The 22,994-nt window shown below is 64.6% G+C and carries 21 protein-coding genes; 20 read left to right on the forward strand and 1 reads right to left on the reverse strand.

All coding sequences use genetic code 11. The annotated features are described in order from the left end of the window. Nucleotides 1-21 precede the first annotated feature (21 nt). The 16 genes from QRN25_RS13005 to trhO are packed head-to-tail and all read left to right on the forward strand — an operon-like array spanning nt 22 to nt 16,213. On the forward strand, nt 22-225 hold the full coding sequence (locus QRN25_RS13005) for a hypothetical protein (protein WP_008833059.1): 204 nt from the start codon (nt 22-24) through the stop codon (nt 223-225). Next, complete coding sequence (locus QRN25_RS13010) at nt 218-886, forward strand: complex I 24 kDa subunit family protein (protein ID WP_285019805.1); 669 nt, start codon at nt 218-220, stop codon at nt 884-886. The genes QRN25_RS13005 and QRN25_RS13010 overlap by 8 nt, the downstream gene beginning before the upstream one ends. Beyond that, the gene (gene nuoF, locus QRN25_RS13015) at nt 886-2,196 is read left to right on the forward strand and encodes an NADH-quinone oxidoreductase subunit NuoF (protein ID WP_036522913.1); all 1,311 of its coding nucleotides are present in this window, start codon (nt 886-888) and stop codon (nt 2,194-2,196) included. Before QRN25_RS13010 ends, nuoF begins: the two co-directional genes overlap by 1 nt. Next, the gene (nuoG, locus tag QRN25_RS13020) at nt 2,196-4,214 is read left to right on the forward strand and encodes an NADH-quinone oxidoreductase subunit NuoG (RefSeq protein ID WP_285019806.1); all 2,019 of its coding nucleotides are present in this window, start codon (nt 2,196-2,198) and stop codon (nt 4,212-4,214) included. The genes nuoF and nuoG overlap by 1 nt, the downstream gene beginning before the upstream one ends. Continuing rightward, nucleotides 4,211-5,257, forward strand: a complete 1,047-nt coding sequence (gene nuoH, locus QRN25_RS13025; protein WP_285019807.1) for an NADH-quinone oxidoreductase subunit NuoH — start codon at nt 4,211-4,213, stop codon at nt 5,255-5,257. The genes nuoG and nuoH overlap by 4 nt, the downstream gene beginning before the upstream one ends. Next, entirely contained in the window at nt 5,254-5,739 is a 486-nt protein-coding gene (gene nuoI, locus QRN25_RS13030; RefSeq protein ID WP_008833054.1) for an NADH-quinone oxidoreductase subunit NuoI, read from the forward strand. The genes nuoH and nuoI overlap by 4 nt, the downstream gene beginning before the upstream one ends. A 28-nt stretch (nt 5,740-5,767) precedes the next feature. Further along, nucleotides 5,768-6,385: an NADH-quinone oxidoreductase subunit J gene (locus tag QRN25_RS13035; protein ID WP_036522922.1), complete on the forward strand. Its 618-nt coding sequence runs from the start codon at nt 5,768-5,770 to the stop codon at nt 6,383-6,385. Beyond that, the gene (gene nuoK / locus QRN25_RS13040; RefSeq protein WP_008833052.1) at nt 6,382-6,687 is read left to right on the forward strand and encodes an NADH-quinone oxidoreductase subunit NuoK; all 306 of its coding nucleotides are present in this window, start codon (nt 6,382-6,384) and stop codon (nt 6,685-6,687) included. The genes QRN25_RS13035 and nuoK overlap by 4 nt, the downstream gene beginning before the upstream one ends. A gap of 4 nt (nt 6,688-6,691) precedes the next feature. After that, a complete protein-coding gene (nuoL, locus tag QRN25_RS13045; RefSeq protein ID WP_285019808.1) occupies nt 6,692-8,803 on the forward strand; it encodes an NADH-quinone oxidoreductase subunit L in 2,112 nt (703 codons plus the stop codon). A 4-nt stretch (nt 8,804-8,807) separates the two neighbouring features. Then, the gene (locus tag QRN25_RS13050) at nt 8,808-10,340 is read left to right on the forward strand and encodes an NADH-quinone oxidoreductase subunit M (RefSeq protein ID WP_037521769.1); all 1,533 of its coding nucleotides are present in this window, start codon (nt 8,808-8,810) and stop codon (nt 10,338-10,340) included. Continuing rightward, nucleotides 10,340-11,803, forward strand: a complete 1,464-nt coding sequence (gene nuoN / locus QRN25_RS13055) for an NADH-quinone oxidoreductase subunit NuoN (protein WP_271183218.1) — start codon at nt 10,340-10,342, stop codon at nt 11,801-11,803. Before QRN25_RS13050 ends, nuoN begins: the two co-directional genes overlap by 1 nt. Next, nucleotides 11,800-12,498 carry a biotin--[acetyl-CoA-carboxylase] ligase gene (locus tag QRN25_RS13060; protein ID WP_285019809.1) on the forward strand — a complete coding sequence of 233 codons (699 nt, stop codon included), beginning with the start codon at nt 11,800-11,802 and terminating at the stop codon, nt 12,496-12,498. Before nuoN ends, QRN25_RS13060 begins: the two co-directional genes overlap by 4 nt. A gap of 14 nt (nt 12,499-12,512) precedes the next feature. Further along, on the forward strand, nt 12,513-13,292 hold the full coding sequence (locus QRN25_RS13065) for a type III pantothenate kinase (RefSeq protein ID WP_008833047.1): 780 nt from the start codon (nt 12,513-12,515) through the stop codon (nt 13,290-13,292). Continuing rightward, on the forward strand, nt 13,289-14,914 hold the full coding sequence (locus QRN25_RS13070) for a ribonuclease J (RefSeq protein ID WP_285019810.1): 1,626 nt from the start codon (nt 13,289-13,291) through the stop codon (nt 14,912-14,914). The genes QRN25_RS13065 and QRN25_RS13070 overlap by 4 nt, the downstream gene beginning before the upstream one ends. A gap of 10 nt (nt 14,915-14,924) precedes the next feature. Next, nucleotides 14,925-15,215 carry a DUF1467 family protein gene (locus QRN25_RS13075; RefSeq protein WP_285019811.1) on the forward strand — a complete coding sequence of 97 codons (291 nt, stop codon included), beginning with the start codon at nt 14,925-14,927 and terminating at the stop codon, nt 15,213-15,215. Nucleotides 15,216-15,253: 38 nt separating this feature from the next. Beyond that, nucleotides 15,254-16,213 (forward strand): oxygen-dependent tRNA uridine(34) hydroxylase TrhO, encoded by a 960-nt coding sequence (trhO, locus tag QRN25_RS13080; RefSeq protein ID WP_285019812.1) that lies wholly within the window; start codon nt 15,254-15,256, stop codon nt 16,211-16,213. 57 nt (nt 16,214-16,270) lie between these two features. Here the strand turns inward: trhO and QRN25_RS13085 are convergent, their stop codons facing one another. Beyond that, on the reverse strand, nt 16,271-18,913 hold the full coding sequence (locus QRN25_RS13085; RefSeq protein ID WP_285019813.1) for a coiled-coil domain-containing protein: 2,643 nt from the start codon (nt 18,911-18,913) through the stop codon (nt 16,271-16,273). A 69-nt stretch (nt 18,914-18,982) separates the two neighbouring features. On the opposite strand from QRN25_RS13085, the gene QRN25_RS13090 reads away from it, so the two are divergent. The 4 genes from QRN25_RS13090 (at nt 18,983) to QRN25_RS13105 (ending at nt 22,897) form a co-directional block, all read left to right on the forward strand. Next, nucleotides 18,983-19,285: an Hpt domain-containing protein gene (locus QRN25_RS13090; RefSeq protein WP_271183225.1), complete on the forward strand. Its 303-nt coding sequence runs from the start codon at nt 18,983-18,985 to the stop codon at nt 19,283-19,285. A gap of 89 nt (nt 19,286-19,374) precedes the next feature. Further along, nucleotides 19,375-20,556, forward strand: coding sequence for a hypothetical protein (locus QRN25_RS13095; RefSeq protein ID WP_285019814.1), 1,182 nt, complete (start codon nt 19,375-19,377; stop codon nt 20,554-20,556). Nucleotides 20,557-20,591: 35 nt separating this feature from the next. Continuing rightward, complete coding sequence (locus tag QRN25_RS13100; protein WP_271183227.1) at nt 20,592-21,527, forward strand: hypothetical protein; 936 nt, start codon at nt 20,592-20,594, stop codon at nt 21,525-21,527. Further along, nucleotides 21,482-22,897: a sensor histidine kinase gene (locus tag QRN25_RS13105; protein WP_285019815.1), complete on the forward strand. Its 1,416-nt coding sequence runs from the start codon at nt 21,482-21,484 to the stop codon at nt 22,895-22,897. The genes QRN25_RS13100 and QRN25_RS13105 overlap by 46 nt, the downstream gene beginning before the upstream one ends. The last annotated feature ends 97 nt before the right edge of the window (nt 22,898-22,994 follow it).

A 22,994-nucleotide genomic window follows, 5' to 3' on the forward strand; every position in this document is an offset into this window, starting at 1 on the left:
GATCGCAAAGGGGTGGGACCTGTGACGAAGTTCAACACTGTAGAAATGATCCGCATCTGGGCGACCCTCACGGGTCTGTTCCTCGTCGGCCTCTACTTCGTGGTTCTTTGGCTCGGGATCGCTCCCTCGCCGATGATCGCCATGCTGGCGACTGCCATCGGCGGCTTCGAGATTTTCTTTTTCGGCCAGGATCAGTGGCTGAAGCGCAGAGGTAAGCATGGCTGACCGCTATATCGAACCCGATACGCCCGAACTGCGGGCCCGTTGGGGTAATTTTGCCTGGACCGAGGCGAATGCCGCCAAGGCCAAGGAAGTCGTCGCGCGCTATCCCGAAGGGCGCCAGCGCTCTGCGGTGATGCCGCTGCTCGACCTTGCCCAGCGTCAGGTCGGTGCCGAAGAGAACACGCAGGGCTGGCTGCCGATCCCGGTGATGGAATACATCGCCGAATACCTCGCCATGCCGGTGATCCGCGTGGTCGAGGTCGCCTCGTTCTACACGATGTACAACATCGCGCCGATCGGCCGCTTCCATGTGCAGGTCTGCGGCACCACGCCGTGCATGCTGCGCGGTTCGGACGATCTGCTGGCGACCTGCAAGTCGCGCGGCATGAAGAAGGGCCACATCTCGGAAGACGGCCTCTGGTCGTTCACCGAGGTCGAGTGCATGGGCAACTGCGCCTCGGCCCCGATGGTCCAGATCAACGACGACAACTACGAGGACCTGACCTCGGACCGCCTGAACGCCGTGCTCGACGCACTGGCGCGCGGCGAGACGCCGAAGGCGGGCACGCAGGACCCGGCCCGTCACACCGTGGAACCGGTGGGCGAGCCGACCAACCTCGTCGCCATGATGACCGAAAACCATGACTATCGGAGCGAGTGGTAATGGCTCTCCTCGATAAGGATCGCATCTTCACCAACCTCTACGGCTTCCAGCCGTGGAACCTGAAGGAAGCGCAGGCGCGCGGCGCCTGGGACAACACCAAGGATCTGATCGCGCGCGGCCGTGACGCCATCATCGACGAGATGAAGGCTTCGGGTCTGCGCGGGCGCGGCGGTGCGGGCTTCCCCACCGGCATGAAGTGGTCCTTCATGCCCAAGCAGCCGCCGCTCGACCAGAACGGCAACCCCAAGCCCAGCTTCCTGGTCATCAACGCGGACGAATCCGAACCGGGTTCGTGCAAGGACCGCGAGATCATGCGCCACGATCCGCACCTTCTGTTCGAAGGCGCGCTGGTGGCCGGTTTCGCGATGGGTGCGCGCGCGGCCTACATCTACATCCGCGGCGAATACATCCGCGAGGCCGAAGTGCTCTTCGCCGCGCGTGAGGAAGCCTATGCGGCGGGCCTGCTGGGCAAGAACGCGGCGGGTTCGGGCTACGACTTCGACGTCTTCGTCCATCGCGGTGCCGGCGCCTACATCTGCGGCGAAGAAACCGCGATGATCGAGAGCCTCGAAGGCAAGAAGGGCCAGCCCCGCCTGAAGCCGCCGTTCCCGGCCGGCGCGGGCCTCTACGGCTGCCCGACCACGGTGAACAACGTGGAATCGATCGCGGTTGCGCCCACCATCCTGCGTCGCGGCGCCTCGTGGTTCTCTTCCTTCGGGCGCGAGAACAACAAGGGCACCAAGCTCTTCCAGATCAGCGGGCACGTGAACCGTCCCTGCGTGGTCGAGGAAGAGATGTCGATCCCGTTCAGCGAGCTGATCGAGCGTCACTGCGGCGGCATTCGCGGCGGCCGTGACAACCTGCTGGCGGTGATCCCCGGCGGTTCGTCGGTGCCGCTGGTTCCGTCCGCCGACATCTGGGACGCGCCGATGGACTTCGACGGCCTCAAGGCGGTCGGCTCGGGCCTCGGTACCGCCGCCGTCATCGTCATGGACAAGTCCACCGACATCGTCCGCGCTATTTCGCGCCTCTCGTACTTCTACAAGCATGAGAGCTGCGGCCAGTGCACCCCGTGCCGCGAAGGCACCGGCTGGATGTGGCGCGTGATGGAACGCCTGCGCACCGGTGATGCGCATGTCGAGGAAATCGACATGCTCCAGCAGGTCACCAAGCAGGTCGAAGGCCACACCATCTGCGCGCTTGGCGACGCAGCCGCGTGGCCGATCCAGGGCCTCATCAAGCACTTCCGTCCCGAGATCGAGCGCCGCATCGAAGCGCGCCACGGCTCGCTGCAAGAGGCTGCAGAATAATGCCTAAGGTAAAAGTAGACGGCGTCGAGATCGAGGTCCCTGCAGGCGCCACCGTGCTGCAGGCCGCCGAACTCGCCGGCAAGGAAATCCCGCGCTTCTGCTATCACGAGCGCCTGAGCATCGCCGGCAACTGCCGCATGTGCCTGGTCGAAGTGAAGCCCGGACCGCCCAAGCCGCAGGCAAGCTGCGCACTTCCCGCCACCGAAGGCCAGGAAATCCGCACGGACTCCGAGATGGTCAAGAAGGCGCGGGAAGGGGTCATGGAATTCCTTCTCATCAACCACCCGCTCGATTGCCCGATCTGCGATCAGGGCGGCGAGTGCGACCTGCAGGACCAGTCGGTCGCCTATGGTCGCGGCGGTTCGCGGTATCACGAGCACAAGCGTGCGGTGACCGAGAAGTACATGGGCCCGCTCATCAAGACCACGATGACGCGCTGCATCCACTGCACCCGCTGCGTGCGCTTCTCGGAAGAGATCGCCGGCGTGGACGAGATCGGCGCGCTCTATCGCGGCGAGACGATGCAGATCACCACGTATCTGGAAAAGGCCGCGCATCACGAGATGTCGGCCAACGTGATCGACCTGTGCCCGGTCGGCGCGCTCACCAGCCGTCCCTATGCGTTCGAAGCGCGTCCCTGGGAGCTGAAGAAGACGCTCTCGATCGACGTCTCCGACGCGACCGGCGCCAACATCCGCATCGACGCGCGCGGCCGCGAAGTGCTTCGCGCCCTTCCGCGCAACAACGACGACGTCAACGAGGAATGGCTGAGCGACAAGGCGCGCTTCCAGGTCGATGGCCTGACCAAGCGCCGCCTCGACAAGCCGTTCCTGCGCCGTGACGGCAAGCTGGTCCAGGCCACCTGGAACGAGGCTTTCGCCGCTCTGTCGACCCTGAACCCCGGCGCCTCGATCGCGGCTGTCGCGGGCGACATGGTCGATTGCGAGACGATGTTCGCCGCCAAGGCGCTCGTCGGTGCGCTCGGCTCGACCCTCCTCGAAGGTCGCCAGACCGGCATGGACTACGACACGTCGAGCCTGGCCGCGGTCAACTTCAACACCACCTTCAACGACATCGAGACGGCTGACGCGATCCTGATCGTCGGCTCGATGGTCCGCTGGGAAGCGCCGACGGTCAACGTCCGTCTGCGCAAGGCCGTGAAGCGCGGCGCCAAGGTGTTCCTCATCGGTCCGGAGTGGGAAACCACCTTCGGCGGCGAGTTCCTCGGCGAAGACCTCTCGCTGATCGGCAACCTGCCGGGCCACGTCGCGGACACCCTTTCGGGCGCCAAGCGTCCGGCGGTGATCCTGGGCGGCGCGGCTCTCGGCCGTGGCGGTCTGGAAGCCGGTCTTGCGCTGGCAGACCAGTTCAACCTCGTCCGCACCCTGGAAGACGGCACTGCCTGGAACGGCTTTAACGTCCTGCACATGGCGGCGTCGCGCATGGGCGGGCTGATGCTGGGCTACGCGCAGAAGGGCGGCATCGCCGACCTCGCCGCCGCCAAGCCCAAGGTCCTGATCTCGCTCGGTGCCGATGAAGTGGACTATACCAAGTTCGCGGACTCGATGATTGTCTACATCGGCCACCACGGTGACAAGGCGGCGCATGCTGCCGACGTGATCCTGCCCGCTTCGGCCTACACCGAAAAGGCCGGCACTTACGTGAACACCGAAGGCCGCGTGCAGTTCGCCGACAAGGCCGTCTTCGCGCCCGGCGACGCGCGTGAGGACTGGACGATCCTGCGCGCGCTGGCCGACGCCTTCGGCGTCTCGGTCGGCTTCGACAGCTTCGACCAGCTTCGCGCCGCCATGGTTTCGGCAGTCCCGGCGCTCGGCGTCGAGGGTCTGGCCGACTACGGCGCTGCGCTCCCGGCGGGCGGCGGTTCGGCTTCGGGCGCGATCGCCTATCCGATCAAGGACTTCTACATGACCAACCCGATCGCGCGCGCCAGCGCGACGATGCAGCGTTGCTCGGCCGAGCTGCTGCACGGTGAAGAGTTCGCGGAGGCCGCGGAATGACTTCGTTCTTCCAATCCCTCGGCATGCCCTTCGAAGGGGCATGGCTGCTCTCGACGATCTGCGGAATTCTGCTGATCGCGCTGCCGCTGATGCTCGCCGTCGCGATGATCATCTACGTTGACCGCAAGATCTGGGCCGCCATGGCTCTGCGCCGTGGTCCCAACGTCGTCGGCCCGTTCGGTCTGCTGCAGTCCTTCGCGGACGGCCTCAAGGTCTTCCTGCAGGAAACCATCATTCCTTCGGCCGCGAACAAGGGCATCTTCCTGATCGCGCCGGTGGTCACCTTCACCGTGGCGCTGATGGCCTGGGCGGTGATCCCGTTCAATTCGAACGCGATCCTGGCCAACATCAACATCGGCCTGCTCTACGTTCTCGCGATCAGTTCACTGGGCGTCTACGGCACGATCATGGCGGGCTGGGCTTCGAACTCGAAGTACCCGTTCTTCTCGGCGATGCGCGCTTCGGCGCAGATGATCTCCTACGAAGTCTCGATCGGTTTCATCCTGATCTGCGTCGTCCTGTGGGCCGGTACGTTCAACATGAACGGCATCGTCCTGGCGCAGAAGGGCCACGTTTTCGGCATCATCAACGGCTTCGTCGCGAACCCGCTGCTGTTCCCGATGTGGGTGATGTTCCTGGTGTCGAGCCTTGCGGAAACGCAGCGCGCGCCGTTCGATCTTACCGAAGCGGAATCCGAACTCGTCGCCGGTTACCAGACCGAATATTCGTCGATGGCCTTCGCCGCCTACTGGCTGGGTGAATATGCCAACGTGCTCCTGATGTGCGCGCTCAACGCGACGCTGTTCTGGGGTGGCTGGCTGCCGCCGCTCGATATCCCGGTTCTGTACCTGATCCCGGGCTTCGTGTGGTTCCTGCTCAAGATCGGCTTCTTCTTCTTCGTGTTCAGCTGGGTCAAGGCGACGGTTCCCCGTTACCGTTACGACCAGCTGATGCGCCTGGGCTGGAAGGTCTTCCTCCCCGTTTCGCTCGCTTTCGTCGTGATCGTCAGCGGCTACCTCATGGCTACCGGACACTTCGCATGACCGTCGCATACCTCATCAAGAGCTTCACGCTCTGGGAGTTCGTGAAGGCGCACTGGCTGACCTTGAAGTATTTCTTCAAGCCCAAGGCGACGATCAACTACCCGTTCGAGAAGAACCCGCTTTCGCCCCGCTTCCGCGGCGAGCACGCCCTGCGCCGTTATCCCAACGGCGAAGAACGCTGCATCGCCTGCAAGCTGTGCGAAGCGATCTGTCCTGCGCAGGCGATCACCATCGAGGCGGCGCCCCGCGTCGACGGTTCGCGCCGCACCACGCGCTACGACATCGACATGACCAAGTGCATCTACTGCGGCTTCTGTCAGGAAGCCTGCCCGGTCGATGCCATCGTCGAAGGGCCGAACTTCGAATACGCGACCGAAACGCGCGAAGAACTGCTTTACGACAAGGCCAAGCTGCTGGCGAACGGGGACAAGTGGGAGCGTGCTATCGCCGCGAACCTTGAAGCCGACGCGCCGTACCGTTAACCGGCGCGCGCAAGGAAACGGGCTTCCCATGATCCATATTATCGCCTTCTACCTCTTCGCGGTGATGACGGTGGCCTCCGGCGCCATCACCATCCTCTCGCGCAACCCGGTGCATTCGGTGCTCTGGCTGATCCTGGCGTTCTTCAACGCCGCCGGCCTGATGGTGCTGACCGGCGCCGAGTTCATCGCGGCGCTGCTCGTCATCGTCTACGTTGGTGCGGTTGCGGTGCTGTTCCTGTTCGTCGTCATGATGCTCGACATCGACTTCGCCGAACTGCGCGCCGGTTTCGTCCGCTACTTCCCGTTCGGGGCGCTGGTGGCGATCGTGCTGCTGGCCGAGATCGTGTTGGGCATCGGTGCCTACCGCGCCGGCAACCTGGAACTGGGCACGCCGGACGGTACTGCCGCCACCGCTGCGGGTCTCTCGAACATCGAGGCGATCGGCGGACTGCTCTACAGCCGCTACCTGTTCCTGTTCGAGGCCGCGGGCGTCATCCTGCTCGTCGCCATGATCGGTGCCATCGTGCTGACCCACCGCCAGCGTAACGACACGCGCGGCCAGAAGATCAGCAAGCAGAACCAGCGCCGTCCGCAGGACGCGACGGTCAACGTCAAGCCTGAAGTGGGCAAGGGGGTCTCGCTGTGATCGGCGTCGAACATTACGTGGTCGTGAGCTCGATCCTCTTCGTGCTCGGCGTCCTCGGTATCTTCATCAACCGCAAGAACATCATCGTCATCCTGATGTCGATCGAACTGATCCTGCTTGCGGTGAACATCAACCTCGTCGCGTTCAGCGCCTTCCTGCACGACCTGACTGGCCAGATCTTCGCCATGTTCGTGCTGACGGTGGCGGCCGGCGAGGCCGCAGTGGGGCTTGCTATCCTCGTGATCTACTTCCGTGGCCGCGGCACCATCGCCGTCGACGACGTCAACCGGATGAAGGGGTAAGTCCGTGTCGATCTACCTCATCGTCTTTCTGCCGCTGCTGGCGTCGATCCTTGCCGGGTTCGCGAACAAGTCGCTCGGCTTCGTCGTGCCCAAGGTGCTGACGACCGGCGCGCTGTTCATCGCCTGCGGCCTGTCCTGGCCGATCTTCATCTCTTTCCTGACCGGCAGCGCTGAAGCCAGCGTCTTCCCGGTTCTGAAGTGGGTCGCATCGGGCACGATGACCTTCGACTGGGCTCTGCGCGTCGATACGCTCACCGCCGTCATGCTCGTGGTCATCACCTCGGTCTCGGCGCTCGTGCACCTCTATTCGTGGGGCTACATGAGCGAGGAGCCGGATCAGCCGCGCTTCTTCGCGTACCTCTCGCTGTTCACTTTCGCCATGCTCATGCTGGTGACGGCGGACAACCTGGTGCAGATGTTCTTCGGTTGGGAAGGCGTGGGCCTGGCCTCGTACCTCCTGATCGGCTTCTGGTTCCGCAAGCCTTCGGCCGGCGCCGCCGCGATCAAGGCCTTCGTGGTCAACCGCGTGGGCGACCTCGGCTTCATGCTCGGCATCTTCGGTACGTATCTGGTGTTCGGCACTGTCTCGATCCCCGAGATCCTGCATGCCGCGCCGTCGATGGCCGGTTCGACCATCGGCTTCCTCGGCCACCGGTTCGACACCATGACGGTGCTGTGCCTGCTGCTGTTCGTGGGCGCGATGGGCAAGTCGGCGCAGCTTGGCCTGCACACCTGGCTTCCCGACGCGATGGAAGGCCCGACCCCGGTGTCGGCGCTGATCCACGCGGCCACCATGGTCACCGCGGGCGTCTTCATGGTCTGCCGTCTCTCGCCGATGTTCGAGCAGAGCGAGACCGCGATGCACGTCGTCGCCGTGATCGGTGCCTGCACCTGCTTCTTCGCCGCCACGATCGGCTGCACGCAGTGGGACATCAAGCGCGTCATCGCCTATTCGACCTGTTCGCAGCTGGGTTACATGTTCTTCGCGGCCGGTTCGGGCGCGTTCGGCGCGGCGATGTTCCACCTGTTCACGCACGCCTTCTTCAAGGCCCTGCTGTTCCTCTGCGCCGGTTCGGTCATCCACGCGATGCACCACGAGCAGGACATGCGTTTCTACGGCGGTCTGCGTAAGAAGATCCCGATCACCTTCTGGACGATGACGGCGGGTACGCTGGCCATCACCGGTGTCGGCATTGCCGGCGTGATCGGCTTCGCGGGCTTCTACTCGAAGGACGCGATCCTCGAAGCGGCCTTCGGTTCGGGCAGCCAGGTCGGCACTTTCGCCTTCTGGATGGGCATTTTCGCCGCGCTCATGACGAGCTTCTATTCGTGGCGCCTGGTCTTCCTGACCTTCTTCGGCAAGCCGCGCTGGAACCAGTCGGAGCACGTCCAGCACGCTGTGCATGACGCCCATGGCCACGGTCATGACGATCATGCCCACGACGCGCACGGTCACGATGACCACGCTCATGATGCGGCGCATGATGACCACGCCCACGCACCTGCCGATCTCGGCATGCGCGGTCCGGACTATGGCGACCATGGCGACGGCACGGGTGGCTACCACCCGCACGAAAGCCCGCTGGTGATGCTGCTGCCGCTGCTGATCCTGTCGGTCGGCGCTATCGCTGCCGGTTTTGTCTTCAACCATGCCTTCGTTTCCGAAGGCGAGGGCGAGTTCTGGAAGGGCGCGCTGGTCTTCCACGAGCACCTGATCCACGCCATGCACGGCGTTCCGATGTGGGTGAAGTGGGCGCCGTTCACGGTCATGGCCATCGGCTTCGTCACCGCCTGGTACGGCTACATCAAGAACACTGCGTTCCCGAAGGCGGTCGCCGACCAGCTCGGCCCGGTCCACACCTTCGTCTACCGCAAGTGGATGTTCGACGAGCTATACAACACGATCTTCGTCAAGCCTGCCTTCTGGCTCGGCGGCGTGTTCTGGAAGGTGCTCGACATCGGCGTGATCGATCGCTTCGGTCCCGACGGTGCGGCGGCTGTCGTCGCCAAGGGTTCGACTTACGCGCAGAAAGTCCAATCGGGCTATCTCTACAGCTACGCTCTTGTCATGCTGCTGGGCCTTGTCGGCGCCATCAGCTGGGTGATCGCGGGATAAGATGATGACTGGTTTTCCGATCCTCAGCCTGATGCTGCTGGTGCCGCTCCTCGGCGCACTGGCATGCCTCTTCCTCGAAGCGAAAGCGGCGCGCACTGTCGCGCTGCTAGCAACCCTCGTCGATCTCGTCCTCGGCATCGCCCTGTGGATGAACTTCGACGTGGGCGGCGCCCAGTGGCAGTTCACCGAGCGCCTGAACATCTTCTCGGGCTTCACTTACGCCCTCGGCATCGACGGCATCGCCCTGCTGCTCATCATGCTCTCGGTCTTCCTCATGCCGATCTGCATCGGCGCGAGCCGCTCGATCGAGAAGCGCGTGGGCGAATACATGGCCGCCTTCCTGCTGGTCGAAGTGTTCATGCTCGGCGTGTTCATGGCCCAGGACATGTACCTGTTCTACATGTTCTTCGAAGCCGGCCTGATCCCGATGTACCTTATCATCGGCATCTGGGGCGGTGCGGACCGCATCTACGCTTCGTACAAGTTCTTCCTCTACACGCTGCTCGGCTCGGTGCTGATGCTCGTCGCGATGCTGTGGATGGTCCACACCGCCGGGACCAGCGACATCCCGACGCTGATGGCCTACGACTTCGACCCGCATGTCCAGACCTGGCTGTGGCTCGCCTTCTTCGCCAGCTTCGCGGTGAAGATGCCGATGTGGCCGGTCCACACCTGGCTTCCCGCCGCGCACGTTCAGGCGCCGACGGGCGGCTCGGTCATCCTGGCGGGCGTGCTGCTGAAGATGGGCGGCTACGGCTTCATCCGCTTCTCGCTGCCGATGTTCCCCGAAGCCTCGGTCTATTTCGGACCGCTGGTGTGGGGCCTGTCGATGGCCGCCGTCGTCATCACCTCGCTGATCGCGCTGGTGCAGAGCGACATGAAGAAGCTGATCGCCTATTCGTCGGTCGCGCATATGGCGATCGTCACCATCGGCCTGTTCGCCTTCAACGTGCAGGGCCTCGAGGGTTCGATGCTGGTGATGCTCAGCCACGGTCTGGTGGCAGGCGCGCTGTTCCTGTGCGTCGGCGTCATCTATGACCGCCTGCACACCCGCGAGATCAGCCGTTACGGCGGCCTTGCGATCAACATGCCGCGCTACGCCGTGTTCTTCCTGCTGTTCACGATGGCCTCGATCGGCCTGCCGGGCACCAGCGGGTTCGTCGGTGAATTCCTCAGCCTCGGCGGCATCTATCAGGTCTCGACCTGGACGGCGCTGATCTGCACCACCGGCATCATCCTCGGCGCGGCATACATGCTGTACCTCTACCGCCGGGTCGTGTTCGGCGAGCAGAAGAACGCCGATGCCGCCGCGATGCCCGACCTCGACGCCCGCGAACTGGCGATGGTCATCCCGCTTGCGCTCGCCGCGCTGTGGATGGGCGTCTACCCCGAGAGCTTCATCGCTCCGATGCGTGCCGACATCGCCGCGCTCGACGCGCGCCTCGCCCGTGCCAAGCCGGCCGGTGACAGCGCGCCTACACCTGGAAAAGCTAAGCCTGCGCACGAAGAAGCCGCTGCGCATGGGGGGTCACACTGATGGACTGGTCGCACTCCCTGCGCTTAATCGCGCCGGAAGAAACGCTGAGCATTGCAGGTCTGATCCTGCTTCTGATCGCCGCCTGGGGTGGTGACAAGGCAAGCCGCCTGATCTCGATCCTCGCCGTCACGGCGCTGGTCGGCGCCGCGTTCCTCGTCGCCCCCGCGCTGTGCGGCGGCCACATGGGCCCGGACTACTCCGCCTTCTTCGGCCAGGTTCACGCCGATGCCTTCTCGGCCTTCGGCAAGATCCTGATCTACCTTTCGGCGGCCGCCACGCTCGTCGTCGCGCCTGCCTTCTTCGAGCGCCTCGGCGCGATGCGGGCCGAGTTCCCGATCCTCGTGATCTTCGCGGCGGTCGGCAGCGGCATGATGGTGTCGGCGGGCGATCTGCTGGCGCTCTACATCGGCCTCGAAATGAACTCGCTGGCCGCTTACGTGCTGGCCGCCTTCGTGCGGACCGACGGACGCTCGGCGGAAGCGGGCCTCAAGTACTTCGTGCTGGGCGCGCTGGCCTCGGGCATCCTGCTGTTCGGCATGAGCCTGACTTACGGCTTCACCGGCACCACCTCGTTCGCGGGCATCAATGCGGCGCTTAGCGGTGGTCTGTCCAACGGCGCACTGTTCGGCATCGTCTTCATGCTGGCGGGCCTCGCCTTCAAGATCAGCGCCGTGCCGTTCCACATGTGGACGCCGGACGTCTACGAAGGCGCGCCGACCCCGGTGACGAAGTTCTTCGCCACTTCGGGCAAGGTCGCGGCCATCGGCCTGACCATGCGCGTGATGCTGGATGCGTTCGGCGACCAGTCGGACGCATGGCGCCAGATCATCGTCTTCGTGGCGCTTGCCTCGATCGTGGTTGGTGCGCTGGGTGCGATCGGCCAGAAGAACATCAAGCGCCTGATGGCCTATTCGTCGATCAACAACGTCGGCTTCATCCTCGTGGGCCTCGCTGCGGCGAACCCGCAGGGTGCTTCGGCGATGCTGTTCTACCTCGTGATCTACGTCGCGATGACCGTCGCGGGCTTCGTCACCGTGCTGATGCTGCGGGACGAAAATGGCGAGAACGTCGAGGAAATCGGCCAGTACGCGGGTCTCTCGCGCACCCGTCCGGGCCTTGCCGCCGCGCTGGCATTCGTGATGTTCAGCCTTGCCGGTATCCCGCCGATGTTCGGCTTCTGGGGCAAGTTCCTGGTCTTCAAGGCTGCCGTCGATGCTAACATGATGCCGCTTGCGGCGATCGGTTTCGCGGCCTCGGTGATCGGCGCGTTCTACTACCTGAAGGTCGTCAAGGTCATCTACTTCGATGAGCCGGTCGATGCCATCAAGTGGAAGAGCGACGTGTGGCACAAGGCGATCCTCGGCGTGACCTGCCTGTTCATCTCGCCGCTGGGCTATCTGCTGAGCGGATGGCTGCAGGGCCTGACGGACACCGCCGCGACCGCGCTGTTCCACACGCTTTGATCGAAATCGTAGCAGAAACGGGGTCCACCAACGCGGACCTCGCGCAGCGGCTCTCCGGCGGTGAATACCTGCCAGAGGGCCGCTGGCTCGTTGCGGACCGGCAGAATGCGGGCAGGGGGCGCCTCGGGCGCGTCTGGGGTGACGGTGCCGGTAACTTCATGGGCTCGACCGTCGTGCATATCGCGCCGGGTGACCCTTCGCCTGCCACGCTCGCGTTGCTGACCGGCCTCGCGGTTCATGAAGCGCTGTCCCGCTTCGTCAGTTCCGGCTTGATGCTCAAGTGGCCGAACGACCTGCTACTTCATGATGCCAAGGTCGCGGGTATCCTGCTGGAAATGGTGAAGGGCGTGGTCATCGTCGGCATCGGCGTGAACCTTGTGCACGCCCCCGAAGTGCCAGGCCGCCGGACGGCTGCGCTGGGCGATCTCGCCCCGAACCGCGATGCCTTCGCCGAGGTTCTGGCCGCCAGTTTCGACACCGAACTGCAGCGCTGGCGCTCGGTCGGCCTTGCCCCGCTGCTGCGTCGCTGGCAGAGTGCGGCGCACCCGCAGGGAACCCCGCTTCGGGTGCTTCCACCCGGTGAAGACGCGGTCGAAGGTGCGTTCGCGGGACTGGCGGAGGACGGAAACCTCCGCCTCGCCCTGCTTGACGGATCGATCCGGACGATCCACGCGGGTGACGTCCTGCTCGTATGAGGAACTGAAAGAGCATGCTGCTCGCTATCGACGCCGGCAATACCAATGTCGTCTTTGCGCTGCTGGAAGGTCGCACGATCAAGGGCCGCTGGCGCATCGCCACCGACCCGCGCCGCACGGGCGACGAATACGCCGTCTGGCTGATGCAACTGCTCGCCATTCGCGGCGTGAAGGCGCAGGAAGTCACGCAGATCGTGATTTCTACCGTTGTCCCCCGCGCGCTGCACAATCTTGAGATACTGGCCCGCCATTACTTCGAGATCGAACCGCTGATCGCCGGGCAGGGCAAGGCCGAGTACGGCATCGACATCGACGTCGAGCAGCCCAGTTCGCTCGGCGCCGACCGTGCGGTGAACGCCATTGCCGCGCACGACAAGCATGCGGGAGACCTCATCGTCGTCGATTTCGGCACCGCGACCACCTTCGACGTGATAGACTTCAACGGCGCCTACAAGGGCGGCATTATCGCGCCGGGCATCAACCTCTCGCTCGACGCGCTGGTTGGCAATACGGCCAAGCTGCCGCGCATCGCCATCGCCGCGCCCAAGAGCACCAGCGTCGTCGGCCGCAACACCGAGGACCAGATGCTGATCGGCGTCTTCTGGGGCTACGTCGCGATGATGGAGGGCCTGATCGCCCGCATCCGCGCCGAGATCGGCCGCCCCGCCAAGGTCATCGCCACGGGCGGCCTCGCCGTCCTGTTCGACGAGGCCACCAATATCTTCGACGCGGTCGATGCTGATCTCACGATCGACGGCCTCGCCATCATTGCCGAAAGGGCAGCTTCTAAGTGATTCCCGGTAAGGAACTTCTATTTTGTGCGCTCGGCGGTTCGGGCGAAATCGGCATGAACGTCAATCTCTATGGCTGTCAGGGCAAATGGCTGATGGTCGATCTGGGGATGACGTTCTCCGGTAACGAATACCCCGGCGTCGACCTGGTCTTCGCCGACCTCGAATTCATCGAGAACGAGCGCGAGAACCTGCTCGGCATCGTCCTGACCCATGCGCATGAAGATCACATTGGCGCGGTCCCCTACTTCGCCGAGGAACTGGGCGTGCCGCTTTATGCGACGCCGTTTACCGCCAAGCTGGTCGCCGCCAAGCTGGAAGAAGCGGGCATCCTCGACCGGGTCGAACTCAACGTGGTCGATGACCTGGAGAACTTCCAGATCGGCCCGTTCGGCATCCGCTACGTGCCGCTGGCGCACTCGATCGCCGAAGGCAACGCGCTGCTGATCGAGACGCCTTATGGCCGCATCTTCCACACCGGCGACTGGAAACTAGACGACGAGCCGCAAGTCGGCACCCCGGCAACGCAGGCTGAACTGACCGCCATCGGTGACGAGGGCGTGCTGGCGCTCGTCTGCGATTCCACCAACGTGTTCAACCCCGAGGCTTCGGGTTCGGAAGGTGACGTCTACCGGGGCCTGCTGGCCGAAGTGAAGAAGCACAAGGGCCGCCGCGTGCTGGTGACGACTTTCGCCTCCAACGTCGCGCGCCTGCAGACGCTGGGCGATGTGGCGAAGAAGACCGGCCGCCAGCTGTGCGTCGCGGGCCGCTCGCTCGACCGCATCATCCAGACCGGCCAGTCCTGCGGCTACCTCAAGGACTTGCCCGACCTCATCGATCCCGACACCGCGATGGACCTGCCGCGCGGCGACGTGCTGATCGTTGCCACCGGGGGGCAGGGGGAACCGCGCGCGGCACTCGCCCGCGTGGCCGAGGGCAACCATCCGATCAAGCTCGACAAGGGCGACGTGGTGCTGTTCTCCAGCCGCCAGATCCCCGGCAACGAAATCCAGATCGGCCGCATCCAGAACCGTCTGGCCGAGCAGGGCGTCATCGTCGTCACCGATCGCCAGAGCGAAATCCATGTGTCGGGCCACCCCGGCCGCCCGGAACTGGAAGCGCTTTATTCGTGGATCAGGCCGCAGATCCTGCTGCCGGTCCATGGCGAAATCCGCCACATGAAGGAACAGGCACGCCTCGGCGTCGCCAGCGGCATTCCCAAGGCGATTTTCCAGAAGAACGGCGATCTCGTGCGCCTCGCGCCCAGCCACCCGGGCAAGTTCGGCGAAGTGCGCGCGGGCCGTCTGGTGCTCGACGGCGACATCATCGCGCCCGCTGACGGCGAGGCGATCATCATGCGCCGCCGCATCGCCTTTAACGGCGTCATTTCGGTGGCAGCGGACCGCAAGGGCAGGGTTGAAATCTCGGCGCTCGGCCTGCCGCTCGACGAGGACTACGCCGGGTTCGTCGAGGAAGCCAAGCGCGATGTTGCGGAGGCGCTGAAGCGCGCGGGCAAGGCCGATCGCGATACGCGCTCCGAGGCCGCGCGCCTGGCGGCTCGCCGTGCCGCGACGCGCTGGTCGGGCAAGAAGCCGCAAGTGCAGGTGCTGCTGCTGGAGGATTGATGCGATGGCGATGAACTGGACCTCCATGATCGCGATCTATGCGTTGTTCTGGGTGCTGAGTGCGTTCGTTGTCCTCCCTGTCGGGCTGCGCACGCCGGACGAGGTGGAGGGCCATGTCATCGAGAAGGGCCACGCCACCAGCGCGCCGGTGAACTTCCGCCCGAAGCTGGTCGCCCGGCGGGCGACCATCGTGGCGGTGGTGCTTTTCGGGCTCTACTACGCCAATTATGCGAAAGGGTGGATCACCGTGGACGACGTGAACCTGTTCGGGACGCCGCCGGTCAAGGATCTCGGCTACTGAGCTTTGGCTTTGGCGTCGTTCCGCGCTAGAGGCACGCCATGGAACCACTGGATATCAACGCGCGGCGTCTGTGCGTGGCGGCGCTTTACTGCTTCACCCGTTTCGACGACCCCGCCGAGCTGAAGATGCCGCTCGAGGCACTGTGTCACACGCACGGCATTCGCGGCACGCTGCTGCTGGCGGGTGAGGGGATCAACGGGACTATCGCCGGGACCGAGGCGGGCATCGCCGCGATCGTTGCGCATGTGCGCGGACTGCCGGGCTGCGCCGGGGTGGACGTCAAGTTCTCCGACGCGCCGCACATGCCGTTCCATCGTATGAAAGTGCGGATCAAGCGCGAGATCGTGACGATGGGCCAGCCGGATATCGATCCGCTGGCGACCGTGGGCACGTACGTCGAGCCGCAGGACTGGAACGCACTGATCTCTGATCCGGACACGATCGTAATCGACACCCGCAACGACTACGAAGTGGCGGTAGGTACTTTCGCCGGAGCGATCGACCCTCAAACCGAGACATTTCGGGAGTTTCCCGAATGGTTCCGCGCCGAGCGCGAGAGGTTGCTGGGGCAGGGGAAGCCGCCGAAGGTGGCGATGTTCTGTACCGGCGGCATCCGCTGCGAGAAGTCGACGGCTTTCCTCAAGCAAGAAGGCGTCGAGGAGGTCTATCACCTCAAGGGCGGGATTCTGAAATATCTGGAAACCGTGCCGCAGGAGCAGAGCTTGTGGGAGGGCGAATGCTTCGTCTTCGATCAGCGCGTGACCATCGGGCACGGACTGGTCCAGGGCACCTACGAACTGTGCCACGCCTGTCGCCGCCCGATCAGTGCGGAGGACAGCAAATCCGAACTCTACGAGATCGGTGTGAGTTGTCCCGCTTGCCATGGCGAGCGCACTGACGAACAGCGTGCTGCCTATCGCGAGCGGGAAAGGCAGGAGAAACTTGCCTCAGCCCGGGGGGCGGCGCATGTCGGTGCGGTCTACCGGGATGCGAATTGATCATTCAGCCGTAGCGGCCGGAACGCGATTGCATTCAATCGCGTTCCGGGGCCAAACTTAGCCCCGCAGACGCTCGATGCCTTGCGCAAGTGCCACGTAGAGCTTGCCCATGTCCGAGGACAGGAGCGTCACGCCCAGCGCATTGCCGTCGCGGGTCGAGAGGACCTGCCGCAGGATCGACTCGAAGTCGTGGATGTATCGGCTGACGTTGGCGCGGAAGGCATCGTCGCGCTCGAAGATCTGCTGGATTGCCTTGATTTCTCCTGCATCGAGGAGGCTCACGGCTCGACGGGTGAAAATGCCTCGATCACCGCGCAAGTAGGCGCCCCAGGCGCTGTCGGCGATGTCACTCGACAGCACCGTAGCGATGTCGATCGCGTTCGAATTGAGCGATTCCGTGATGAAGGCGGCGCGGCGGGCGAAGTCGTTGTCGACTTGCTCTTCGGCCTTCTCGCGGGCCTGCGTGACGCGGCCCTCGAGATTGCCGACGAGATCGTCGACCTTGGTGATCTGCTCGCGCAGCTGGGTCGTCGCTTCACGGGTGACGCCCGAGGCATGGGCTACCGCTTGTTCGAGCTGGCCCGAGATTTCCGCGACCTTGCCACGCATGGCCTTTTCAATGGCTGCGGCGCTCTCGTCGGCCAAGGTCTCGGCGATCCGCGTGATGCGTTCGGCGCTGTCTTCCTCGATCGCGGAAACCGTCTCGTCGAGGGTCGTACCCAAGGCGGCGAGTGCACCGATCAGCGCGCCGCCTGCCTTGTCCGCAGCGGTCTGGGTGGCCGTGTCGATCTCGCCGAGCGTGTCCTGAAGCCGTCCGAGCAGCGCGGCATGATCCGCTCCACGCGCCGAGATCTGAGCCTGCGCCTGAGTGAGGCCGCCTATGAGCGCATCGAGATCGCGCCCCGATACCCCGATTTCGGCGGCAACGTCCTCGCCACCCTGCGCGGCTTCACGCAGTTGCGCCAGAACCGCGCCGAGCCCGTCCTGAATTCGGCGGAGGCGATCTTCCGATACGGCGAGCGCCTCGGGGAGCGTGCTGCCGGTCTGGCGGGCGCTCGCCTGGATCAGTTCCAGCAGGCGAACGCTATCCTCGGTAAGTTTTTCCACTTCGGTGTCGGTCGCCGCCAGTGTCGCGCGCGCGGCCGTCAGACGGTCGGTCAGCACCGAGAGGCTGGTCGAAAGGCGATCTTCGACTTCCCCGGTCTGCGCGGTGATGGTTTCGATGCGAGCCTCAAAGCGGCCAAGTTCCCCGGTCACTGCGGCCGCACGTTCGGCAAGGGCGGCGGCCTGAATGCGGTGACGTTCCAGACGTTCGGCAATCGATGCGTCAAGTTCGCCCAGCATATGATCGATGCGGGCGATGGCGTGGCGTTCCTGCTCGACCTGGCGTGACTGCCGCTCCTCGGCCTCCATGGCCAGGCGCTCAGCGCGCAGGCCGATCGACTCATCGATCTGGCACGCATCCGTCGCGATCCCGGCAAGGCGCCCTTCGAGCGCTTCGATCGCGGTCTGCTGGGCCTCGGCAATGGCGATACCGGCGGCCGTCTGCTCCTCGGACAGTTCGGATAGCGAAGCCCGCAAATTCGCCGTTGCGCGCTCTTCGGCCTGTCGCAAGGCGCGCGAAACGACATCGCTTTCGTCACGCAGAGCGCTGAGGCGGGCGCGCAACGAAGTGAGGCTTTCCGCCTCTTGCCTGTCCAGCTGCTGACGCCCCTGGTCGATTTCGTCCGTCAGCGCCTTGGCGCGGGTACGAATCGCCGCGAGCGCATTGATCTCATGCTTGTCGAGGCGGTTGCGGAAATCCTCACCGCGCTCGTCGAGCGCGATGAAGCGTGCGGCTACGACCTGTTCGAGCTGCTCGCTGCGCGCGTTGAAGCCGTCGAGCGTCTCGTTGACCTGATCGCGCAGTACCGAAACCTGACGGGTGCTGGCCGAACCGAACTCGTTCAGTCGGTTGAAGCCGTTGATCATGTCCTCGAGCTGGGCATGAGCAGTGCGGCCGGCATTGGCGATGTTGTTGGTTACATCCTTTGCCGAGCTGGCAATGACCGGCAGTTGGCCGCGCAGCTTCTCCATGTTGTCGAGGGCTGCGGTGCTGACTGAACTGATCGAATCGACGCGCGCGCCATTGTCACGCACGAGTTCCTGCAGGCGCTCGGCATTCTGGGAAAGGCGTTCGGCGGCGAGGCGTCCCAGCGTTTCGAGGTCGCGCGTCTGGGCTGCGATGAACTCTCGGGCCAGGCTCAGTTCGCGGTTCACGGTGGTGAGTCGTCGTTCGAGGAGGGCCGATTCGGTCGAAAGTGCGTGAGCGACGTGGCCGAAGCGTCGACCCTCGCGCGTGCTGTGACGCATCGTGATCAGCCAACCGAGGCCGATCAACAGGACGGGCACGCTCCACTGCATAACGAGCGCCGGAATCTCGGCCAAAGGCAGGCCCGTTCTGAATGCGGGCAGGCTAGCGAAGACGAACAGACCGCTCCATGCGACAATGAGAGCTCCGGCTACGGCGGGCGCGAGCCATTCGTTGCCGGAAGCCGATGCGACCAGCTCCTCGCCGCCATCGGACGCAACCCAGGCGTCGTCCCAGGTTTCGGACGCTTCCGTCTCGATTGCTGATTCGGCCGCGATTGCCGGCGCATCGGCCTCCGACGTCTCGCCGTTGCCTGCGCCGAATGCGATGATCCTGTTTTCCCCAACCATCCGGCGAGAATACCACGTGCACCGGGCCGATAAACCCCGGTTTAAGACTTCCGAGATTAAGCTGGGGAAATGGCGTATGAAGCTGGAGCCCTCGAAGCCACTCTTGCCGCTGCGGCGGGTGGCGACCCCGTGCTGATCGCGGAGTTGCGCGCGGCCTATATCGAGGGGGTCGGCCGGCAGGTTGATCTGCTGGAGCGGGCCCGCTGCGACGGCAACTGGGTGATCGCCGCCACGCGGTTGAAGGGCCTTGCCGCGAGCTTCCATTCGATGCGATTGCTGGAAATGGCGCAGGATGCGCTGGACGCTGCACCAGGCGAACCGACCGTGGTGCGTCGCCTCAAGTCCTATCTGACGGAGTTTTCCGGAACCTGATCCGCCGCTTTGGCTTGGCACTTGGCGTGGACCTGCCTACATCTTGCCGGGGTGCTGGAGTTTCGAATTTGCGCATAGCATTGTTGGCCATGACGGAGCCCGCCGCGTCGGGGCAGCCGTTCCCGCGCGCATTCCTGCGCGTTGCGGGCGCGAGCGTCGCGCAGCATCAGCTCGGCATGGCGCTTGCGCTCGAATGCCAGCGTGTCATCTGCATGGCGCGCGGCACCTCCCCGGAACTTATCGCGCTTCAGCATGATGCGGAGGACGCCGGACTGCAGTTCGCCATCGCGACCGGAGCCGGACAACTTGCCGGGCTGGTTACGGCCGGAGATGAACTGATCGCGGTTTCGGAGGGCCTTTTCGCCGATCCTACCGCTGCGGCCAGCTTGCTGGAGGGGCGGGCTCCCGTCGTGCTGGTCCAGCCGGTCGAGGGCGCTCTTGCGGCAGGTTTTGAGCGCATCGACATCAACCGCGCCACGGCGGGACTGATGCGTGTACCGGGTGCACTGGTCGAGCGGCTGCACGAATTACCGCTCGACGTGGACGCTATTTCGGCGCTGACACGCATTGCGCTTCAGTCCGGTATCGCCATGCACGAGGTGCCGGCGGCAGCCCGCGCCGGTTCCGGCTGGCGCATGGTACGCAGCGAGGCGGAAGCCTATGCACTGGAAGACGAGTGGATGCGCACGCGTTTCGTGCAGGACGGTCCGCGCACTCCCGGGCGCGCTATCGCGCGTTTCGCGGTTCTGAGCTTTGGCTCTTCGCTGCTGCATGCAGGCAATGCCAGCAATGTCGTATCCGCAGCTGTGCTGGTCGCGCTCGTCATCGCGGTGGGGGCGGGCTGGTTTGGATTGTTGTGGTGCGCCTTCGCGTTCCTGGCGGTGGCATGGCTGCTGGTGGAGGCCAGTCGCCTGCTGCGCGCAGCGGAGCGACATGCGTTGGGACAGGCTTGTCCTGCGATCCCGCGCGCGGATGCCTTGGTCTGGCTGGTCGACGTGGCCTTCGCCGCGCTGATCCTGTTGGACACGCCCCGCTTTCCAGGAGAACCCGTGCTGGCGTGGCTGAGCACTCCGGCAATTCTGATGATGCTTCTGGTGCTGCTGCCACGCATCGCCATCGGGCGCTTCGCCGGTTTCTTTGCGGACCGGGCATTGCTCGGCGTGGTCCTCGCATTCGCTTCGGGCTTCGGACAGGTTCTTCTTGTCGTCAGGCTTCTTTCGGCCGGTCTCGCGGCTGCGGCACTCGTGTTGCCGCGGCGGCGCGACGGATAACCTCGAATTAACCAGATGCCGGTTAGAAGGGGCATATGATCGATCAGGCCGTTCATCCGGCGAATACGCAAGCCGCAGAGGCAGCGCTGCGACGCGACCTCGTGCGCGGCGACGCGGCGGCGGCTTCCGCGCTGCCGATGCTACGCTATCTCGTTGCGGCTGATCAGAGCGCTGCGCTGAGCGAGGAAATCCTGGCGAGGGTCAGGGGCATTTTGTCGGACATCGCCGGTCAATTGCTCGATGCCCTGATAGGCACCGCGGACCGGCGTGCCCATGCGCCTGATGAAATCGCGGTGCTGACCCGCGCCTTCCTCGACGACGCAGCCCTGCTTGCGCATGTCCATGCCGTTGCGCTGGAATGGCAGTTGACGGAGCGACTGCAGGAGCGGCTCGCCCTCGATCCTGTCGCGTCTCCGTTCGTGCGGGACAGGATCGCATCCGGCGACGCTTCGGCGCATGGGTTCCTATCCGCGCAAGCGCGGTGGAGCCAAGGACAACGCCGCATGGCACTTTCTGTGGCGGAATTGCCCGAGGCCGTGCTCGAAGCGGTGCTCGCCATCCTGCGCGCGCTGGTCGGTGCCGAGCCGGCGCTCTCCGAACGCGCCTCCGCTGTGGAACGGGAGGTGCGAAGCAGCCATGCTGCGGTTTCCAACCGGCTCATATGGGCCGAGCGCATGGTCGCCGATCTTGACCCGGCGGTGGCATTATCGATCTCGCAATGCGGCGTCACATTGTTCCTGTCTGCGCTTGCATTGGCCTCTGGACAGGTGCGCGATGCGACAGTCATGGCGACATTGCCTGACCAGCAGGCGCGACTGGCTTTGACGCTGCTTGCTGCGGGGGCGCCCGCCGATGTTACCGAAGAACAAATCCGGATGATCCACGGAGGGACGAAACTTCCGGTGGGCCTCGCGGGGATCGAGGAATGGCGCGCGGCATCGATCCTGACGAATGGCGCGACTGCGCAATGACCCTTGGTGACGGCACCATACTCGCCCGCGCCGCATGCGACGCGCATGATCGCCTGCTCAGCGCTGACGAACCCCTGTTCGGACTTCAGCGCCGGTGCGGCGGCGAAGTGCCCGGCATTGTCGCGATTCCCGAACTGCTCGACCTCGTGCGCGGTGCGCGCCAGACGCGCTGTCCCGTCGCGCAAGTCATCAGGGCGCAGGACGACAGCGATGCGATATCGTTCTGGGTCGAAGTGGAGCCGGAGGAGGAGGGGTGCTCGATCCGCGTGCGCAGTTGGCAGACCGCTGCTCTGGTTTCCGAGGAAGGCGCCTCAGGCGAGAGCCGGCGGAGAGTGACTGACCGGCATGTCACCGAACTTTGCGCGTGGCTTGATGCCGGCCAGCGCCTGATTGCGGTAGCCAGTGATTCTCCGGAACTCGCGCAACTCGTCACGGCCATGGAGGGGGGCATCGGGCATTGCTGGACCGATTTCCTGCAGCCCGAGAATGTGACACATCAGCAGCCACTGCACTGGCGTCTGCTCGATGGAGCGCCGGTGATCGTCCCCGGTTCATCGCGGTCCTGGCGTGTCACGCTCGTGCCCCAGATCAAGCCTGGCTTCGAGCCGTCGGGCTTCGAATTGCTGCTGTTGTCGGATGAGGCTGCTTCGGGCTGGGTGCCTGCCGTGCCCGATCCCATTCCGGTCCAGCGTCGCGGGTTGGTCGGGCAGGATCTGGCGCCGGTTCTCAGACAGCCGATTGCGCGGATCGTCGCCAATGCCGAGACAATTCGCACACGGCTGGCAGGACCACTGCCCGATGCCTACGCGGAATATGCTGGCGAGATCGCAAGCGCAGGCAAGCTTTTGCTGGATCTGCTGGAGGACATGGCTGACCTTGAAGTCGTCGAAGACGACAGCTTTTCCACCAATCCCGATTTTATAGATCTTGCCGAGGTGGCCCGACAGGCCGCCGGTATCCTGGGCGTCCGGGCACGGGAAAAGGGCATCGTGATCGTGTCGCCGCCATCGGATGATCATGCTCCGGCGCTCGCGGAGTTCCGGCGCGTGCTGCAGGTTCTCCTCAATCTCATCGGCAATGCCATCCGCTATTCGCCGAATGGATCGCGTGTGGATGTTCATGTCGAGGTAGCAGGTGTCCACGCCCGTGCGATCGTGGCAGATCAGGGGCCCGGCCTCAACGTCAGCGACCAGGCTCGTGTGTTCGAGAAATTCGAGCGTCTGGGACGTAGTGGTGACGGGGGGGCCGGTCTGGGCCTCTATATCTCGCGGCGACTGGCGCGCGCGATGGACGGTGATTTACTGATCGAGAGTGTCCCGGGCGAAGGAGCCCGGTTCATCCTTGAAGTCCCGCGCGACACCGAAGCCTGATCTGCGTCTAGCATCTGCGGCCCAACCACACCACGATACCGCCGACCATGGCGAAAACCGCGCCGCGCACGGCCCAGGCACGATCGGCAATCATGAC

The organism is Novosphingobium sp. fls2-241-R2A-195 (assembly GCF_030209485.1).
Lineage (GTDB): Bacteria > Pseudomonadota > Alphaproteobacteria > Sphingomonadales > Sphingomonadaceae > Novosphingobium > Novosphingobium resinovorum.

Bases quoted from the DNA above. Each gene is read 5' to 3' on its own strand.
- QRN25_RS13100 (WP_271183227.1), top strand. From the start codon at position 20,592: ATGATCGATCAGGCCGTTCATCCGGCGAATACGCAAGCCGCAGAGGCA.
- QRN25_RS13035 (WP_036522922.1), top strand. From the start codon at position 5,768: ATGATCCATATTATCGCCTTCTACCTCTTCGCGGTGATGACGGTGGCC.
- QRN25_RS13095 (WP_285019814.1), top strand. From the start codon at position 19,375: ATGACGGAGCCCGCCGCGTCGGGGCAGCCGTTCCCGCGCGCATTCCTG.
- nuoG (WP_285019806.1), top strand. From the start codon at position 2,196: ATGCCTAAGGTAAAAGTAGACGGCGTCGAGATCGAGGTCCCTGCAGGC.
- QRN25_RS13090 (WP_271183225.1), top strand. From the start codon at position 18,983: ATGGCGTATGAAGCTGGAGCCCTCGAAGCCACTCTTGCCGCTGCGGCG.
- nuoF (WP_036522913.1), top strand. From the start codon at position 886: ATGGCTCTCCTCGATAAGGATCGCATCTTCACCAACCTCTACGGCTTC.
- nuoH (WP_285019807.1), top strand. From the start codon at position 4,211: ATGACTTCGTTCTTCCAATCCCTCGGCATGCCCTTCGAAGGGGCATGG.
- QRN25_RS13050 (WP_037521769.1), top strand. From the start codon at position 8,808: ATGACTGGTTTTCCGATCCTCAGCCTGATGCTGCTGGTGCCGCTCCTC.
- nuoN (WP_271183218.1), top strand. From the start codon at position 10,340: ATGGACTGGTCGCACTCCCTGCGCTTAATCGCGCCGGAAGAAACGCTG.
- QRN25_RS13085 (WP_285019813.1), bottom strand. From the start codon at position 18,913: ATGGTTGGGGAAAACAGGATCATCGCATTCGGCGCAGGCAACGGCGAG.
- QRN25_RS13075 (WP_285019811.1), top strand. From the start codon at position 14,925: ATGAACTGGACCTCCATGATCGCGATCTATGCGTTGTTCTGGGTGCTG.
- nuoI (WP_008833054.1), top strand. From the start codon at position 5,254: ATGACCGTCGCATACCTCATCAAGAGCTTCACGCTCTGGGAGTTCGTG.
- QRN25_RS13010 (WP_285019805.1), top strand. From the start codon at position 218: ATGGCTGACCGCTATATCGAACCCGATACGCCCGAACTGCGGGCCCGT.
- QRN25_RS13065 (WP_008833047.1), top strand. From the start codon at position 12,513: ATGCTGCTCGCTATCGACGCCGGCAATACCAATGTCGTCTTTGCGCTG.
- QRN25_RS13105 (WP_285019815.1), top strand. From the start codon at position 21,482: ATGGCGCGCGGCATCGATCCTGACGAATGGCGCGACTGCGCAATGACC.
- trhO (WP_285019812.1), top strand. From the start codon at position 15,254: ATGGAACCACTGGATATCAACGCGCGGCGTCTGTGCGTGGCGGCGCTT.